This window comes from Syntrophotalea carbinolica DSM 2380 (genome assembly GCF_000012885.1).
GTDB classification, from domain to species: Bacteria; Desulfobacterota; Desulfuromonadia; order Desulfuromonadales; family Syntrophotaleaceae; genus Syntrophotalea; species Syntrophotalea carbinolica.
The window spans coordinates 66482-82592 of the sequence record NC_007498.2 but is presented as its reverse complement, the minus strand read 5'-3'; the positions used below and the strand labels follow the sequence as shown (position 1 = coordinate 82592).

Here is a 16111-nt window from a genome sequence, read left to right as displayed (position 1 = left end):
TGAGCCCTACCTCCCTCTAACAAGGATACCACCATGCCCGCGATAAAGGACTGGCCGGAAGACGAACGGCCGCGCGAAAAATTACTGCACCGGGGCGCAGAAGCCCTCAGTGATGCGGAGCTGTTGGCCCTGATACTGCGCTCGGGCGATGCCGCCAGTGGCCATAGCGCCCTGGATCAGGGCCGCCTGCTGATACAGCAATTCGATACTCTTCGCCAAATGGCCACCGCAACCACCAGCGAGCTGCAAGCCATCAAGGGCATCGGCCCGGCCAAAGCCGCCGAACTGCAGGCGGTTTTCGAGCTTGCCCGCCGTTTCGGTCGCAACCCCTTGCGCCCGGGCGACCGCTACACCAGCCCGCAGGCAGTCTTCGCTCACTTTCACGAGCGTTTGCGCGATCATAAACGGGAACGCTTCATCGCCTTGCTGCTGGACAGCAAAAACCGCCTGCTGCGGGAAGTCGGCATCTCGGAGGGCAGTTTGACCGCCAGTATCGTCCATCCCCGTGACGTGTTCGCACCGGTGGTTCGCGAATCGGCCGCGGCGGTACTGTTCGTACACAACCACCCCTCCGGAGATCCGTCGCCGAGTCGCGAGGATCTCGATATCACCCAGCGGCTTAGAGAAGTCGGGGAACTGATGGGCGTACGGGTGCTCGATCACATCATTATCGGCGATGAAGGCTATGTCAGCCTGGCCGACCGCGGTGTTCTGTAGTTTTCCGACCACCTTATCCCGGCCACAAACAGCGGCGGTTGCGTCTGCGACGCAGACCATGATATGATTTTGGACGTTTACAGGAAAACGACCGGGGCAGATACCCGGTCGTTTTTTCTGCAGCGACTACATCAAATTGACAATTCAAGTCATCTGTCCCCCAGCACTTACCGGTCCCGGGAGACGTGCAGGCAACCCCCTTGGAAAGCGAAGTCGGAAGCATGCCCCACACATCGAAATATCCGGAACTGCTGGCCCCGGCAGGCAGCCTGGAGGCCTTTTTCGCCGCCATGGAATCGGGCGCGGATGCCGTATATTGCGGCCTCAAGGAATTTTCCGCCCGCGCCAAAGCGCGCAATATTTCCATGACCGATCTGGAAGGCATGCTGGCCTACGCCCACAAGCTGGATCGCCGCATCTACGTTACGCTCAACACCCTGATCCGTGAAGAGGAGTTACCGCGCCTGACCGAAATCCTGGCCGGCCTGGAAGCGCTCGGCGTCGACGCGATCATTCTGCAGGATCTGTCCGTCTGGAAAATGATCCGCGACCATTTTCCCGGCCTGCCGTTGCACGCCTCCACCCAGATGACGGTGCACAACGCCGCCGGTATACGCACCCTGGAACGCATGGGTTTCAAGCGGGCGGTGCTGGCCCGCGAACTGACCCTGGAGGAAATTACCGCCATCCGCCGGGAGACCACCCTGGAGCTTGAGCATTTTATCCATGGCGCCCTGTGTTTCAGTTATTCGGGACAATGCCTGTTTTCCTCCTGGCTGGGAGGCAAAAGCGGCAATCGGGGCCGCTGCGCCCAACCTTGCCGGCGTCGTTACAGCTACCGGCAGAAATACGGCTACTATTTTTCGCCCAACGATTTATCCGTCATCGACCTGCTGCCCGAACTGCAACAGGCCGGCGTCGGCAGTCTTAAAATCGAAGGGCGTATGAAAAGCGCCGAATACGTGGCCAACGTGGTGGCGGCTTATCGCCGTGCTCTCGATGCCGCTCCCGGTCAACGCAAACAGGCTCTGAAGCAGGCCAAAGAATGCCTCAAGCAGTCTTTCGGACGCCTGCCGACCAAGGGTTTTCTGCCCGGCCCCAAGCCGACGGATATCGCCATCCCCTCCCTGAAGGGGGCCACCGGCCGTTTTCTGGGCGAAATCAGCGCCCTGCGCGGCGGCGACCTCAGCTTTAAAAGCCGCGACCGCTTGCACCTCGGCGACCGTATCCGCATCCAGCCGAAAAGTGATCAGGCCGGCACCGCATTTACCATCAAGGAATTGCGCCTGGGGCGGCGCAACGTCAAGGCCGCACCGGCCGGCAGTCTGGTAACCGTGCCGTCAACTTTCCGGGATACCTTCCGCATCGGCGATGCCGTTTTCAAGGTCTCTTCCGAACAGGCCTTCACCATGAGCGAAGCGGCCTGCCGTCGCAAACTGCAGCAGGCGGGCAAAATCCCGGATCACATCGATCTGCACATCGAACTGCAGGATGAAACCCTGACACTCGCGGGGCGATCCGGAGCCGTGGTTTTGGAACAATCCTATGATGTGCCGGTGTTCCCCGCCAGTGACAGCCCTTTATCGTCGGATACCCTGCGCTCTGTATTCGAACGCAGCGGCAAACACGAGCTGGTGCTTGGCAACCTGAGTACCGGCCCGCTACCTCCCGTGGTCATCCCTCCGAGCCGGCTCAAGGAGGTCCGTCGTCTGTTCTACCAGGCCGTGTGCGATCAGCTGGGAACTGCGGACCGTCAAAATCGCCAGCAACACCTGGCCAACGCCAAACATGCGCTGTTACCGCACCGCTCATCACCGGTCAGCCCGCAAAAACGGTTGATCACCGTTGCCATGGATCGCATGCGGGACAGCCATCTGCTCAACGATCCGCTGGTCGACCGGATCATGCTTCCGCTAACCGTCTCCAACGTGCAGCAACTGGGGCAGCGTCTTTCCGGGCGCGAGGATCGCGTTATCTGGGATATCCCCTTTGTGTTACTGGGTTCCGATTGGCAGGAATGTCGACGGGCGGTACGCATCCTGGTTGAACGGGGCTTTCGCACCTTTCGCCTCAACAACCTGGGGCATTTTCCCCTGTTCGACGGGCTGCCGCAACTCACCCTGCTGAGCGGCTGGCGCCTCTTCACTCTCAACAGTCAGGCGGCCCTGGCCTGGAACGAACTGGGTATCTCCGAAGCAACCCTGTATCTGGAAGACGACCGCACCAACCTGGCCGCGCTGCTGCAACGCGACACGGGAATCGAAACCAATCTGACCGTCTACGCATCGGTGCCCCTGATCACCTCCCGCATTCCCATTCGAGGCGTGCGTAGCGACAGCCCGATCCTTTCCGACCGCAACGATGCCTATCGGGTAACCCAACGTGGCGGCCAGACGGTAGTCAGCTCAACCACCGACTTTTCCCTGCTCGGGCATCTGCCCGAACTGGAACACATGGGCTGCCACCGCTTCATCATCGACCTGTCTCATGTCGGCCCCTTCTCCGCTCAAGGCAAACAGGTGCTGGAGGCTGTGCGCCGGGGCGGCAATATTTCGGGCACCTCGGATTTCAACTTCGAAAGCGGTATGGAATAAGCGTTTTAAGCTATCCACTGCGCAGCATCGCCGACACTACTCACGGCTTCGAACTCTTGCAGGGGATAAATAGAGCAGAACAAAGTAAAATCATCTCACGCCCGCTCCTTTCAGTCGCTCAAGCCGCAAAATCGCAAAGAAAAGCAAAACCTCAAAAAAGGATTTTGAACTTCTTGGCGCCTTTGCGGCTTTGCGTGAGAAAAAGGTTTTTTGTTTTGTTTTGCCTTGTTTTGCCTTAAGTTTCCCCCACTCTCGCCACCACACTTATTCCACCGATGACACCCCCGGTTGCTGACCGGCGTCGGGCAGGGTCAAGAACAGATCGTTCGCCAGCTCCGCCAGACCCCGCATGCGGTCATAATCCGGATTGCGCAGCGGCATGGCCGCAGCCCCCCCCGCCAGCGCATGGCCTCGATCGCGCCACAGGTCACGCACCGCTTTGGCATCCACAAGCCGGGCTTCGGCAGCGATCTCGAACTCCGGCGGCGGATTGCTCTCGCTGTAGGTGGCGCTGCTGAACAGGAAGTCGACATGCACCGCAAGCACCAGATCGACCGGTGCCGCCACCCTGGCCGCCAGCTCCGCAGCCGGAACGGAGGTTAAAACCTGGCGCTCCGGACGATGCGGCTGGAGCGTCTCAGCCACCAAATAGCCCTTTCTTTCCAATACGCGTCGCAACTGCCCCAAAAGTTGCCCGTCCAGGCCGCTTTGAGGCAAGGGGCGATAGCGCTCATCGAAAGACACCCCGACCAGTGCCACGCTGCCTGCCGTCGCCGGCCACGCCCCGGCATCGACAAACAAGGCGTTTTTAGGCGCCGCCACGCACCCGCTCAACACGCCCGCCAGCAAAACCAACCAAAGCTTTCGCCATTGCTCGATATTACGTTTCATGCCTGGCCTCCCTGCGTTGAGCAGCCTCTCCTGTTTGATCATGACAGGTTCCCCGATCGATTCCGTCTTCTTCCTTTGGATTTTCGCCTGACGGGACATCCCCCCTCGAACCTCCCTGAAATCGCGGCTTAATCGTCTTTTAACCCTGGGCTCACCGGCGACAAACAGCTCTGCGGTTGGATGGCATCGTTACCCGTAAGGAGGATTCATGGCCCGTTTTCGTAGCATTCCTACCCTCATAGAAGCCCACCGGGTTCAACGGCGAACCGTCATCGCCCCCGCCGAAAATGGGCACCAGGGGCTTTATGTCGTCTATCCGGGCGACTACCTGTGCGTGGACCCGGAGGGGCGTACGTTTCCATGCAAAGCAGAAGACTTCGAGCGCCAATACCAGCCGGTCGATGAATCGGATCCATAATGCACCAGCAAAGGAGTTAGCCATGATCGAGATCTGCCCCTTGTGCGGCCGCTACAGCCTGACGGATGCATATCCCCCGAAACCCTGCCCCATCTGTGAAGAAGAACTGTCAAAGCATGCCGCCATCCCCCCGACCTCTTGCTGCGTTCGTTCTTCACAACTGCAGCATATTCCCGAACGGCGTGCCGACGCCTGACCCGTGCACCGATTGAGGGTACCGGCTTAGCTCTTCGCCGGATCAGTGGCCGCCGGAGGCTTGCGGGATGCAGGTCCTGCAAGCCTCGATGGAACCGGGGCGACCCAGCACCACCAGCACATCGCCAGCCTGCAACACCGTATCCGGCGGCGGGGAAACGATGCGTTGATCCCCGCGCCGAATGCCGATCACCGACAGCCCGATACGGTGTCGTAAATCGAGAGCGGCCAGCGTATGACCGACCCAGCCGGAGTCCTCGGGGAAACCGACTTCGCCGATTTGAAACCCCGCCTTGCCATCCGCAGCCGGCGGCCTGCGCGGCGCCAACAATTCCTCGGCCTGCGCCAGGCTATCGCGGCTGCCGAGCAGCACCAGACGGTCACCGGGCAACAGCATAAACTCGGCATCGGGATCGAAATAGCTCTGCCCCGAACGATCGACCGCCACCAAAGTGGCGCCGGTTTGCGCACGCAAAGCCAGTTCCCCAAGTTTCTTGCCGCCGGCCACAGAACCGGGGCGCAGGCGAACCTCCTCCAATGTCATGGGCCAGGGCGCCTGATCGAAAATCGCCTCCCGGGCGGTGGACAGCAAATCCACAGCCTGCTCCGCGGCATCCAGGTTGGGCCACAGTACGCGGTCGGCACCGGCCAGGCGAAACGCCTCTTCCTGTTCGGCATTCTGTGCCGTCAACACGATTTTTCCCTTGAATTCGCGGCTTTTAAGAGCCTCGAGTAGAGCCATGTTGGGTCCGGCACCGGGCATCGCACTGACCACCCATGGCACCTGGTTCAGGGGCAGGTGATCGAGAGTCTGCTCATCGGTGGCATCGCCGTAGCGGACCCGCAGCCCTTCGGCCGCAGCTTTTTGTACCACTTCCGGATTGAAATCGACCCCGAGCAGGGTTTTGGGACGCGCCTGCAGATTCATGGCGATATGACTGCCGAAATTGCCCAACCCGAACAGAATCACATCCACCGGCGCCTCGGTGTCTCCGGAGTCCGCCATCGCCTCCCGGTAAGGTTGACGACGCTGCAGAAAGCCCAGATACGGGGTCAGCCGGTCATAGAGCCGGCGGCTATCCAGAATCAGATAACTCGATACACCGATGGTGATCACTCCCATCAGGGTGAGCATGCCCAGAATATTTTGGTCGAGATGCCCGAACTGCATGCCCAGCGCTCCCAGGATAAGGGAAAATTCGGATATCTGTCCCAGGCAAATGCCGGCCAGAAACCCGGTGCGCTTGCCGTATCCCATGCCCCCCATGATGCCCGCCACCAACAACGGTTTGACAAGCAGGACAAACAGGGTCAAAACCAGCACGGTGAGCCATTGACGGCCGCTCAAGGATAACTCCAGATGAGAACCGAGGGAGATAAAGAAAAACAGCAGCAGAAAATCGCGCAACGTCACCAGCCGCGCCGCCAGCACCTCACGGAAAGCCGTCGACGCCAGCGAGATGCCGGCCAGAAAAGCACCGACTTCCAGACTGAGCTTGAGTTGTTGGGAGAGCGCCGACCACAACGCCGCATAGCCTATGGCAAACAGCAGCAGCAACTCCTGGGAACGGGCCAGACGCGCCAGCAGGCCGGGCAGTACATAGCGCATCAATAGCGCCGTCAGGCCGATAAACAGACCGCCCTTGAGCAGTACCAGCACACCGTCGCGCACAAGCCCGCCTTCGCTGCCGCTGCTCCAGGCGGTCAGCGCGATCATCGCCAGAATGACTGCCAGATCCTGCACAATGAGCACGCCCAGATCGATTTTACCGTGCAGCGCATCGATCTCACGTTTGTCCGACAACAGCTTAACTATGATGACGGTACTGGAAAAAGTCATGGCCGCGGCCATGTAAAAAGCTTGCAACCGCCCAAAACCAAGCCCCCACGCCAACACATAGCCGAGGCCGAAAGTCAGGCCGATCTGCCCGCTGCCGATCGCCAGGGCTGCCGGACCGGTGCTGCGGATCAGCTTCACATCGAGCTTGAGGCCCACCACAAACAACAGCAGGGCAATGCCCAACGTGGCCAGCAACTCGTGCTGCCGATCGGCCTGCCAGAGATTCAACCCCAGCGGTCCGACCAGGATGCCGACCGCGATGAAAGCCACGATCAGCGGCTGACGCAATTTTTGGCTTACGGCCCCGACTGCAGCGCTGGCCGCCAGAACCAGAGATGTCTCCAGAAAAATGCCGTCGACCTGCATATCTCCTCCCTTGCCACGCAGAGGATCCGCAGAGCCGTTGCTCTCCCTCCGACGGATGCGTGGCGAAGTCTGTTGGATAACCCGCACTGAGTGTATTGTACCGTACAACCCGGCGGGTCTGGCTCCGCACCAAAAAAAAACGGGATTTACCGTCGTGACGGCGAAACCCCGCTTGAGGATGTGTCGCTTTAAAAAACCGGGTCAGCCGAGATTCGGCTGCAGAGGTCGCGCCACCAGCCAGGCCAACGCAAAGGTCAGCATCACCCCGATAAGGCCGGCCAACCCGGTGGCAAGGCCCTGGTGCCCAAGGGCGGCAATCTGATAACCCACTACGGGAGACCAGAAGGCCCCGTCTGCGGCAGGCAAAAGGTGCATACCTTCCGCGACCCTTTCCAGTCCGTCCGGCAGGCTGCTGGCCAGGGGGCTGAACAGCAATGCCGTGGCGCACGCCACCGATAACGGCAGTGCCACGGAGCGACCACCGAGAATGCTCCGTGCCGAACGCGGAGCCAGCAGAGCAAAGACCACGGCGGTAATCAGTCCTTCGCCGACGCCGATCAAGGCATGCACGCTGAGCATGGCAGCGCTGACGGTACCCAAAGCAACGGTTCCGGACGAGGCCAGTTCCACAGATACGGCCAGAGACGCCAGCATCACCGACAGCCATCCGGCAACCCCATACATCAGGCTACGACGCCACAGCGTCTCTTCTAACCGCCGGCGCAGCAGGCTTCGAACCATGGCGCTGGCCGCGACCGCGATCAGAGCCATGTTGACCAGGTTGGCACCCAGGGCCATGACGCCGCCGTCACCGAACACCAGAGCCTGCAGCGACACCACCAGAGTCATGGCCAACACAGCGTAAGGCGTGCCGAGCAGGCCGACCGCCAACGCGCCGCCGAGCAGATGCCCGGAAGTGCCGTCGGTAATGGGGAAATTCATCATCTGGGCGGCAAAAATCAGAGCCGCTACAGCGGCGAAACGCCCCACGCCAGGTTTGTGCTTGGTGCGAAACGCTGCCGCAACCGCCACCGTGACACCGACCAGGCCGACAGCCGCCGTTACCGGACACACCGCACCCTGAAGCATTTGATCGGGGATATGCATCTGTTCCTCCTTCATTTCGTTGACAAACAACCGCCGCAAAAACGGTTATGAGGTTAAATTTTAGCAAGCAGGCGCGACAGGCGCCAGCCCCATAAGGGATCGATAGTAACTTTCCCCCCGAATATCCGCAAGGATGCCCTGGATCTTATCGGCAACCGGCTGACGCGAGACATAAAGATCATAGATGTAGCCCGCCAGGCGGGTATCGCCTACCAGAATATAGCCGTTGATACGATCGTCGCACAGATATACGCGCCGAAACAAACGGTCATTGCTGAAGGTAACGCTTTCCCCCTCGAACCGGCCGGCCGAAACCACCGGAAAGTCGATATGCTTACGCAGCACGTTGGCATTCAGGGATCCGGCATAACGTTCGACGCCGCCCAGAATATTGGCAGCGGCCACTCGCGCCTGGGCGATGGCATTGGGGGCCGTAGCGTAAAGCCCGTCGGGACCGTCTATGGCGTGCCGGGTCACCGCCACATCGCCGGCCACCAGAATGCGCGGATCGGCCAGCAGGTCGTCACCGACGGCGATCCCTTCCTCACGACCACTCAAAAGAGCGGAATTGGGTACAAAGCCGGTGGCGACAATCAACAGCTGGGTCTCCAGGGCTGTGCCATTTTGCAGCCACACACGTTGCAGCTGCCCGCCGTTGCAGTCCAGGGCCTCGACCTCGGACTGCATATAAAATGCAATGCCGCTACGCTGTTGTAGCTTATCGGTGGCGAAACGCCCGCCATCGGCGTCCGTCATACGCTCCAGCAGGCGTTCATGGCAATGCACCAGGCTGACCTGCAGACCGCGATGGCGCAACGCCAGGGCCGCATCGACGCCGATGAAGCCACCGCCGACCACCACCGCCCGCTGCACGCCATGCTCGCCGATATAGCGGTCGATGGACTGCATGTCAGAGAGGGTTTTGAAACCGAAAACCCCTTCGGCCTCAAGCCATTCGGGGCGCGGAAACCAGCTGCGACTGCCGGCGGCGTAAAACAGCCGGTCGTAATTCTCGATACGCCCACTCGCCGTACGCAGCAGGCCGGCCTCCCGATCGATCTCCACCACCTTTTCGCCGAGACGAGGTGTAACCTGGTAACGCGCGTAAAAATCGCGCCCCTTCCAGTACACATTGTCTGCAGGCTCGCCGGCCAGCAGATAAGGGATCACGCAGGGAGAATAAGGCGCATGGGGCTCATCGCTGCACATCACGATCTCACCGGCAAAGCCGCCCTGACGCAGTTGCTGGACAAATTCGGCTGCCGCCATGCCGGTTCCGACGGTTACGATTTTCATGATTTTTCCATCCTGCGCCGGGCAAATGTTTTACGGCGCAACTCCCGGTACATCGAAAACAGGGGCGGCTCCTCGCCTTCCCCAAGCAGGTACACCTTGAGGCTGGCGACGGCCCGGCTTTGGCGCTGCGGCTCACTGTCCTGGAACACCAGCGCACCGGAATGGCATGCCTGCACGCAGGCCGGCTCTTCGCCTTGCGCCAGTCGCTCGTGACACAGATCGCATTTGTAGGCCACCTCACGGCCCGGCAAAGCACGATGGGTATGCTTGAAGGAAATGGCGTCGAAGGGGCAGACCATGGCGCACATGGCACAAGCCTGGCATTTTTCCGGGTTCTGTACCACCGCGTCGGTCTCCGGATCGCGGGTGATGGCTCCCGCCGGACAGGCACTCAAGCAGGCGGCCGGATCGCAATGACGGCAGGAAACCGGAAACGCCTCATGCTCCACTCCCAGCACGCGTATATTCACCTGGGTGCGAGCATCGCCCACCAATCCGAAAAGGCTGCCGCTGGGATGATGAGCCACCGCACAGGCCGTTTCGCACGCCTTGCAGGCTACGCATTTGCGGTAATCGACAAAGATCTTTTTCATGTTGCGCTCTCCTCGCTGACCGAAGCCGTGACAGATTGCTCCTGCCGCTGCTTCTCGAAGGCCACCATATCGTCGGCCAGTGCCTGCAACCCGGTCACATAGGCACTGTCTTGGCCGAGAATACGGGTGACATCCGGCTCCAATTCTTCAAAGCGCGGCTCACCGGGCAGGGTATGGATGACATCGAACAGCTGCGCCGTGTCGGTGCCCGTCGCCTCGGCGAACCGCTGCAGCTTGTCCTTGGCTTCATCCCGATAACGGTTGACCACCAGGTGAATGCGGGCGATACCCAGCTGGCGGGCCAGTTCGGCAGCATGGCGGGCCACAGCCAGGGCGTTGAAGGACAGATCGCTGACCACCAGGCACTGGGAAAACCCCTTGGCCAGGGCGCGGCCGAAGTGTTCCACTCCGGCCTGGGTATCCAGCAGGATGGCCTCCTCGTTGCGCAGGGCCAGGTAATTCAGCACCGAATCGAGCAGCACATTCTCCGAACACAGACAACCGGCCGCCGCCTGCACCACGGTCCCCATCACCAGCAGATCGAGATGGTCATCGATGCGCACGCCAAACCGTTCAACCACATCATCGACCACCGGATTGAGCCGAAACAAAGCACCGAAGGATTTGCCCGGCCGCGCCCCGGTCTTTTCCTCGATATAATCGGGATTCTGACTCAGCGGCACGATAGCGGCCGCCTGCTGCGGCGGCATGCCGAGAGCATACGGCAGGTTCATCTGCGGATCCTCATCGGCCGCCAGCACCTTGATGCCGCGCTGCCCGAGCAGGCGCGACAGGCAGCTGGTCAGAGTCGTTTTACCCACACCGCCCTTGCCGGTGATAACGACACGGAAACCGTTTAGCTGTTGCATGTCGCCTCCTTTTCCAATCCCAGGCCGACCCGTTTTTCCATGATGATCGCCTCCATGCGATCGGCGGTCGCGACCGGGTCCTCTTCGACGAAGAAATAACCGCCGAGCAGGTCCTTGGCCGATTCGGTGAGAATCTTGGTCACCACCGGCGAACCGAGGATCGGCGGCACCGGCCACAGATGCACCGGCAGACCGCTGCCGACGAAGTAGGAGCCGATGGCGACGGCCTTTTCGGTGGTCCATTCCGGCGCCGAACCGACCACCGGCAGGGCAGCGGTATCGACCCCCAGATGGTCGGCCAGCGCACCGGTCAGCACCAGCATACGCGAACAGTCGACGCAGGAGCCCATGTGCAGTACCGGCGGGATGCCGAGCTGTTCGCACACCGCTTTCAGCCCCGGGCCTGCCTGCTGCTGCGCGTCGAGGTTCATCAGCCCGGCTTTGGCGGCGGCAATGGCCCAACACCCGGTGCCGAGCACCAGGATATCGCGTTTGATCAGTTCGCGGGTCAGCGACAAGTGGAAAAAGTCCTGCTGCACCTTGGCGTTGTTGCAGCCGACGATACCGACCACACCCTTGATGGTACCGTTGGCGATCACCTCCACCAGCGGATCGGGGGTGCCGCCCAGCGCCGCCAGGATCTGCTCGACGGAAAAGCCGACCATGGCCTCTTCGGTCTCCTGCGGGATATACACCTTGGCGGCATTGCGGCCGGGAAAAGCATCGATGGCGGTCTGGACGATGCGCCTGGCGATGGCGTTGGCGTCATGCTCTTCGAACTGGATATGCAAAGCCCCCGGAATATTGGTCTGCTCGCTGGTGGTGATGAAACGGGTGTGGAAACAGGACGACAAATCGGCCAGCGACGGAAAAATACACTGCACGTCGACCACCATGGCCTCCACCGCGCCGGTCATGATGGCCAACTCGCTATGCAACAGATTGCCGGCGACGTTGACCCCCTGACGCATAAGAAGTTCGTTGCCGGTACAGCATAGACCGACGACATTGACCCCTTTGGCGCCGACGGCCCTGGCCGCCTCGGTCATCTCCGGGGAACGCGCCCACTCCAGCACCTTTTCCGACAGCACCGGCTCATGACCGTGCACCACCAGGTTAACCATGTCCGTATCGAGCACGCCGAGGTTGGCCTTGATGGTGCGTACCGTTGGCGTCCCGAAAAGGATGTCCTGGCATTCGGTGGCAATCAGGGAACCTCCCCAACCGTCACCAAGGGAACAGCGCAGCGACTGAGCTACCAGGGACAGAGGATCGGCATCGCAGCCAAAATGGGTGCGGTGCATGATGTCGACCACCTCGCGGTCGATGCCGCGCGGCATCAGACCGATGCGCGCGCCGGTCATTTCCGCCAGGGTTCCTTCCAGGTCTTTGAGCAATTCCAGACGCTTTTCAGGCATGTAGCTGGTGGAAAAAGGTATGGTCTCTTCACCCTGGGCACCGAAACAGGCGATGGCCACGTCAGCCACGTCCCCTGCAACCTCCAGCGTTTCACGGCCCTCGGTGGCAATACCCAGGCGAGCGGCAACCACCATGAGTTTGTCGGGATTGAAGATGGTGTAGTCGGTATTACGGCCGCTGGCAACGTCTTTAAGCAGCAAGGCCACCTTGCGGCCGTGATCGGAATGGGCAGAAGCACCGGCTGCCGCCATGCGCGCCAGGTTGCGCGCCACCATGGTGTCGGCATTGGCGCCGCAGACCCCGCGACGGGGACCTTCCTCCAACGGGTCGATGCGACACGGGCCCATGCTGCAGTTACGACAACAGGTGCCGAGCTGGCCGTATCCGCACTGCGGCTGTTGCGCCTCGAGGCGGCTCCAGGCCGTATCGAACCCCTCGCGATCGGAAATCTTCAGCATTGCCGCAGCGGCCGGATCGACACTGCGCTGGTCTGGTCTGGTACCCATGGTGACTCCTTTTTATGCGGATATGTGTGGAACGGACGGACAAGTATGGTCGATATTCTAATGAAGGACAGGGGGGCGGGGCAAACGATCGCTGGCCAACGGTGAAATGATTTGGTGAACGGTTGTCAGCAAAAGCGGATGGACGGCTCTGCTTTAAGATGAAAAAATTCATAAAAAACGGCCGGTGGGGGACATATTGACCGGCGGGTCTTCACCGCTGGCAAGGCGATACTTTTTGCGCTCGCAAAGCTCCGAGGTTTCCTCACTGCCACAAAAAAGCCGAACCCAATCGGACTTTATTTCTTCCGACCCCAGGCAGAATTCCTTAAAAAAGGCACAACGCTCAATATGATCGCACGGGACAGCCATCGACCCCCCTGATTTGACTAGCGCAGTCCGATCTGCTGCAAAAAGGCTTTGGCGCGATTGCGGCTTACCGGCAGACGCGCCTGATTTCCTTCCATGATCACCGCCAAAGATTGCGCATCCCGATCGATTTTATCCACCTTGGCGATGTTGATGATAAAACTACGATGAATACGGATAAACTGCTTCGGCGACAAGCCTTCCTCGATAACACCGAGGGAAAGGTCACAAAAGTAGTCTCCCTTGGCGGTAAAGATCCGGCAGTAAACATTTTCGGCCTTGATGTAGACGATTTCGGCGGGATCGATCAAGTGGATGCCGCTGGGCGTCGCGACCGGTATTTTCATCAATGCCCGTTGCGGCGTGGTAATAAACGGCGTGACATCATAAACCAGACAACAGTTAACCGCATCCTCCAGGCTCTCATCGAAAAGCGGCATGAGCTTGAGAAACAAAAACCGCTCCTGTTGATCGCGCCCCATGTGCCTGATGGTAAAAGGCACCGGACGGGTGGCATCTTTCATCAACCGGAAGACTTCCTGAATCTGCAGGCGAGGCCGGTCCTCGTGTAATTGCAACAGGTTGGTACTGAAAACCCTGTCTTTGGGGATTTGCGGAAAAATCAGCAATAACGCCTGATTGATAAATCTGATATTGAATTCATTGTCGAACAGGACAATACCAGGCTCCATTTGTTCGAGCAATTTGAGCAGATTATTGGTTTCCATTCCTGCCGACCTTCCGAACCACTGCTGCATTAAATTCCAACGGACTGCATGGTCATCATTAAAAGACAACGTATTCTAACAGGGGCAAAGCCCCCCTGACCAGTTTATTGTGACAAAACATGCGTTTACGGAATCCTCCACCGCGACCGGGAAACAGCGTCCGCCGAATCGGCAGCACCCGACCACTGCACTGTTGCAAGCAGATTGCATGCCTTGCCGCGATCATGTCGCAAAAAACCCCGATACGGCACTGAAAAGCGCTTCCGCATCGGGGCTATTTATCCGTGAAACCCGCCTTGCAAGGCGACTGTCGCAGCGTTATCGGGAAAACGACCGTGTGAACAGTGCGTCGATGGCCTGCTTACCGGCATCTTCCAGAAAACGAGTTCCCGTGCCGGCAAAATGAACATGACTGATTATCGGCTCAGCGCCGGGCGAGCAGGCTTCCCACTCCATATGGGACCAGCGAAACCAGGTCTTCTGCTTCTGATCGAAAACCCATAACGGCTTGTTGCAGAGCTTGGCGAACTCGGCCCCCCAGCCGGTACCGCCCTTGACGGTCTTATCCGGCAGGATCTCCCCGACGACAAAAATTTCCTGTGCATGGTTCACCTGATACCAGATACTTTGCAGAATCTTGCGAATCTTGAGGCTGTCGGTGTAACGGCGGTTCATAAGTCGCGACACATATTCCAGGCTCACGTCGCCATGCTTAAGCTCCTCATGGTTGAGAAACCGCAGGCCGCGCTCGCGTACCCGGCCGTGCCCCTCGAAGGTAAAATTAACTTCTTCGATGCCGTAACGCTCCGCATTTTCGCCGAAAGCCGCTTCCGCTCCATTGGCGCCACCGCTGAAAAGAATAAAATCTTCCTTCTCCATACCGTTTCCTTTCGTAGATTTCTGGTTGTGTTTGAGAATCATCGTGGAAACCCCGTGCCGTCCTTGACAATTTAACACGCCTGACGCGGAAACGAAGCGGATATTTTAGAGTTTCTGTTTTTGCTCTACCCCTGATGAAGATACCGCCACAGTAAACAGAGGCCTTTGCCGACAGCGAATCGCAGGCCCCGCGGAAAGATTCAGGGCCCAAAGAACGCCCCACGTCATCAAAGGTTCGCCGGCTGTCCGCAGGCTTTGGGCCTTACCGGCGGATGCAAAACCCACAAAGTGCAGGCAATTTCCCAAAAACCCGAACAGTTTGATACTATTTAGGGCGCTAGCTGTCCGGCAACCTCAATAAACCTCCTGCAAGATTGGTTTTTTTATGGAGTTTTCCCCGCATAAAACCATGAGCCATACGCTTCCCTCAGCCCTTGAGTGTCTGGCAACGATTCAGCACATGTTGCAAAATAAACGGGGCATGGTGTTTCTCGATTACGACGGAACCCTCACCCCTATCGTTGAACGTCCCGAATGGGCTCAGCTCTCGCAGAAGATGCGCGATGCCGTCAACCAGCTATCCCAGCGATGTGATGTGGCGATTGTCAGCGGTCGCGATCTGCAGGATATCCGGAATCTGGTTGGCATCGAAGGCATTCTGTATGCCGGCAGCCACGGCTTCGACATTTCGGGACCGGGCGGACACCTGGAACTGGAACAGGGCATCGATTACCTGCCCGCTTTGGATCGTGCCGAAACAGCTTTGACGAAACAACTTGCGGAGGTTGCCGGCACCCAGATCGAACGCAAGCGCTTTGCCATCGCCGTTCACTTCCGGCGAGCGGATCCTGCAGATGTTTCCCAAATCGAAACCATCGTGGACACGATCCTGGAGAAGAATCCCGGACTGCGCAAAACCGGCGGCAAAATGATTTTTGAACTGCGCCCCGATATCGACTGGGACAAAGGCAAAGCCCTGCGCTGGATTCTTGCCCGACTGGGCATGCATGATGACGAGGTACTGCCCATCTATATCGGCGACGATTTGACCGACGAGGACGCGTTCTGCGAACTGCAGAAAAGGGGTATCGCCATTCTGGTAAGCGATGAACAACGACTTACCGCCGCCAACTATGTGCTAAATGATCCGCTTGAAGTCGAACAGTTCCTGAAGAGGTTAAAGGTCAACCAAAATTCTTGACCCTCCTGAATCATCAACCTCTCTTCAAAGGGGCCACATTGCCGGAAAAAAACAGACCCTGAAGATGCTGAAACCCTTTTGTTAATAAAAATGGTGCCCCCTGTTTTCTCGGCACCGTTTTAAGGA

Annotated in this window: 14 protein-coding genes; 5 read left to right on the top strand and 9 right to left on the bottom strand. The window is 59.1% G+C overall.

Annotation, left to right across the window (positions count from 1 at the left end):
* Positions 1-33 precede the first annotated feature (33 nt).
* Together radC and PCAR_RS00890 are read left to right on the top strand one after the other, a co-directional pair.
* On the top strand, positions 34-717 hold the full coding sequence (gene radC, locus PCAR_RS00895; protein ID WP_011339715.1) for a RadC family protein: 684 nt from the start codon (positions 34-36) through the stop codon (positions 715-717).
* 221 nt (positions 718-938) lie between these two features.
* Entirely contained in the window at positions 939-3311 is a 2373-nt protein-coding gene (locus PCAR_RS00890; RefSeq protein ID WP_011339714.1) for a peptidase U32 family protein, read from the top strand.
* 264 nt (positions 3312-3575) lie between these two features.
* Here PCAR_RS00890 and PCAR_RS00885 read toward each other — a convergent pair whose 3' ends face one another.
* Positions 3576-4202: a hypothetical protein gene (locus tag PCAR_RS00885; RefSeq protein ID WP_041531193.1), complete on the bottom strand. Its 627-nt coding sequence runs from the start codon at positions 4200-4202 to the stop codon at positions 3576-3578.
* 208 nt (positions 4203-4410) lie between these two features.
* Between PCAR_RS00885 and PCAR_RS00880 the strand changes: the two genes are divergently transcribed.
* Positions 4411-4620 (top strand): hypothetical protein, encoded by a 210-nt coding sequence (locus PCAR_RS00880; RefSeq protein WP_011339712.1) that lies wholly within the window; start codon positions 4411-4413, stop codon positions 4618-4620.
* 22 nt (positions 4621-4642) lie between these two features.
* Complete coding sequence (locus tag PCAR_RS18725; protein WP_011339711.1) at positions 4643-4816, top strand: hypothetical protein; 174 nt, start codon at positions 4643-4645, stop codon at positions 4814-4816.
* 42 nt (positions 4817-4858) lie between these two features.
* Here the strand turns inward: PCAR_RS18725 and PCAR_RS00875 are convergent, their stop codons facing one another.
* The 8 genes from PCAR_RS00875 to PCAR_RS00835 form a co-directional block, all read right to left on the bottom strand.
* On the bottom strand, positions 4859-7021 hold the full coding sequence (locus PCAR_RS00875) for a cation:proton antiporter (RefSeq protein ID WP_011339710.1): 2163 nt from the start codon (positions 7019-7021) through the stop codon (positions 4859-4861).
* 201 nt (positions 7022-7222) lie between these two features.
* Positions 7223-8128 carry an energy-coupling factor ABC transporter permease gene (locus PCAR_RS00870; protein WP_011339709.1) on the bottom strand — a complete coding sequence of 302 codons (906 nt, stop codon included), beginning with the start codon at positions 8126-8128 and terminating at the stop codon, positions 7223-7225.
* A 60-nt stretch (positions 8129-8188) separates the two neighbouring features.
* On the bottom strand, positions 8189-9424 hold the full coding sequence (locus PCAR_RS00865) for an NAD(P)/FAD-dependent oxidoreductase (RefSeq protein WP_011339708.1): 1236 nt from the start codon (positions 9422-9424) through the stop codon (positions 8189-8191).
* Positions 9421-10017 (bottom strand): 4Fe-4S dicluster domain-containing protein, encoded by a 597-nt coding sequence (locus PCAR_RS00860; protein WP_011339707.1) that lies wholly within the window; start codon positions 10015-10017, stop codon positions 9421-9423. The genes PCAR_RS00865 and PCAR_RS00860 overlap by 4 nt, the downstream gene beginning before the upstream one ends.
* A complete protein-coding gene (locus tag PCAR_RS00855; protein ID WP_011339706.1) occupies positions 10014-10886 on the bottom strand; it encodes an AAA family ATPase in 873 nt (290 codons plus the stop codon). The genes PCAR_RS00860 and PCAR_RS00855 overlap by 4 nt, the downstream gene beginning before the upstream one ends.
* Positions 10874-12811 carry an anaerobic carbon-monoxide dehydrogenase catalytic subunit gene (gene cooS / locus PCAR_RS00850; protein ID WP_011339705.1) on the bottom strand — a complete coding sequence of 646 codons (1938 nt, stop codon included), beginning with the start codon at positions 12809-12811 and terminating at the stop codon, positions 10874-10876. The genes PCAR_RS00855 and cooS overlap by 13 nt, the downstream gene beginning before the upstream one ends.
* Positions 12812-13197: 386 nt before the next feature.
* Positions 13198-13905: a PAS domain-containing transcriptional regulator gene (locus PCAR_RS00840; RefSeq protein ID WP_011339703.1), complete on the bottom strand. Its 708-nt coding sequence runs from the start codon at positions 13903-13905 to the stop codon at positions 13198-13200.
* Positions 13906-14223: 318 nt separating this feature from the next.
* Positions 14224-14784 (bottom strand): hypothetical protein, encoded by a 561-nt coding sequence (locus PCAR_RS00835; RefSeq protein WP_041531192.1) that lies wholly within the window; start codon positions 14782-14784, stop codon positions 14224-14226.
* A 409-nt stretch (positions 14785-15193) separates the two neighbouring features.
* Here PCAR_RS00835 and otsB point away from each other — a divergent pair, with 409 nt between their 5' ends.
* Positions 15194-15985 (top strand): trehalose-phosphatase, encoded by a 792-nt coding sequence (gene otsB, locus PCAR_RS00830; protein WP_200858978.1) that lies wholly within the window; start codon positions 15194-15196, stop codon positions 15983-15985.
* The last annotated feature ends 126 nt before the right edge of the window (positions 15986-16111 follow it).

Excerpts from the sequence above, each read along its gene's own strand:
- PCAR_RS00875 (WP_011339710.1), bottom strand. The coding sequence starts at position 7,021 with ATGCAGGTCGACGGCATTTTTCTGGAGACATCTCTGGTTCTGGCGGCC.
- PCAR_RS00860 (WP_011339707.1), bottom strand. The coding sequence starts at position 10,017 with ATGAAAAAGATCTTTGTCGATTACCGCAAATGCGTAGCCTGCAAGGCG.
- PCAR_RS00840 (WP_011339703.1), bottom strand. The coding sequence starts at position 13,905 with ATGGAAACCAATAATCTGCTCAAATTGCTCGAACAAATGGAGCCTGGT.
- PCAR_RS00870 (WP_011339709.1), bottom strand. The coding sequence starts at position 8,128 with ATGCATATCCCCGATCAAATGCTTCAGGGTGCGGTGTGTCCGGTAACG.
- PCAR_RS00885 (WP_041531193.1), bottom strand. The coding sequence starts at position 4,202 with ATGAAACGTAATATCGAGCAATGGCGAAAGCTTTGGTTGGTTTTGCTG.
- PCAR_RS00890 (WP_011339714.1), top strand. The coding sequence starts at position 939 with ATGCCCCACACATCGAAATATCCGGAACTGCTGGCCCCGGCAGGCAGC.
- PCAR_RS00880 (WP_011339712.1), top strand. The coding sequence starts at position 4,411 with ATGGCCCGTTTTCGTAGCATTCCTACCCTCATAGAAGCCCACCGGGTT.
- PCAR_RS00855 (WP_011339706.1), bottom strand. The coding sequence starts at position 10,886 with ATGCAACAGCTAAACGGTTTCCGTGTCGTTATCACCGGCAAGGGCGGT.
- otsB (WP_200858978.1), top strand. The coding sequence starts at position 15,194 with ATGAGCCATACGCTTCCCTCAGCCCTTGAGTGTCTGGCAACGATTCAG.
- PCAR_RS00835 (WP_041531192.1), bottom strand. The coding sequence starts at position 14,784 with ATGGAGAAGGAAGATTTTATTCTTTTCAGCGGTGGCGCCAATGGAGCG.
- cooS (WP_011339705.1), bottom strand. The coding sequence starts at position 12,811 with ATGGGTACCAGACCAGACCAGCGCAGTGTCGATCCGGCCGCTGCGGCA.
- radC (WP_011339715.1), top strand. The coding sequence starts at position 34 with ATGCCCGCGATAAAGGACTGGCCGGAAGACGAACGGCCGCGCGAAAAA.
- PCAR_RS00865 (WP_011339708.1), bottom strand. The coding sequence starts at position 9,424 with ATGAAAATCGTAACCGTCGGAACCGGCATGGCGGCAGCCGAATTTGTC.
- PCAR_RS18725 (WP_011339711.1), top strand. The coding sequence starts at position 4,643 with ATGATCGAGATCTGCCCCTTGTGCGGCCGCTACAGCCTGACGGATGCA.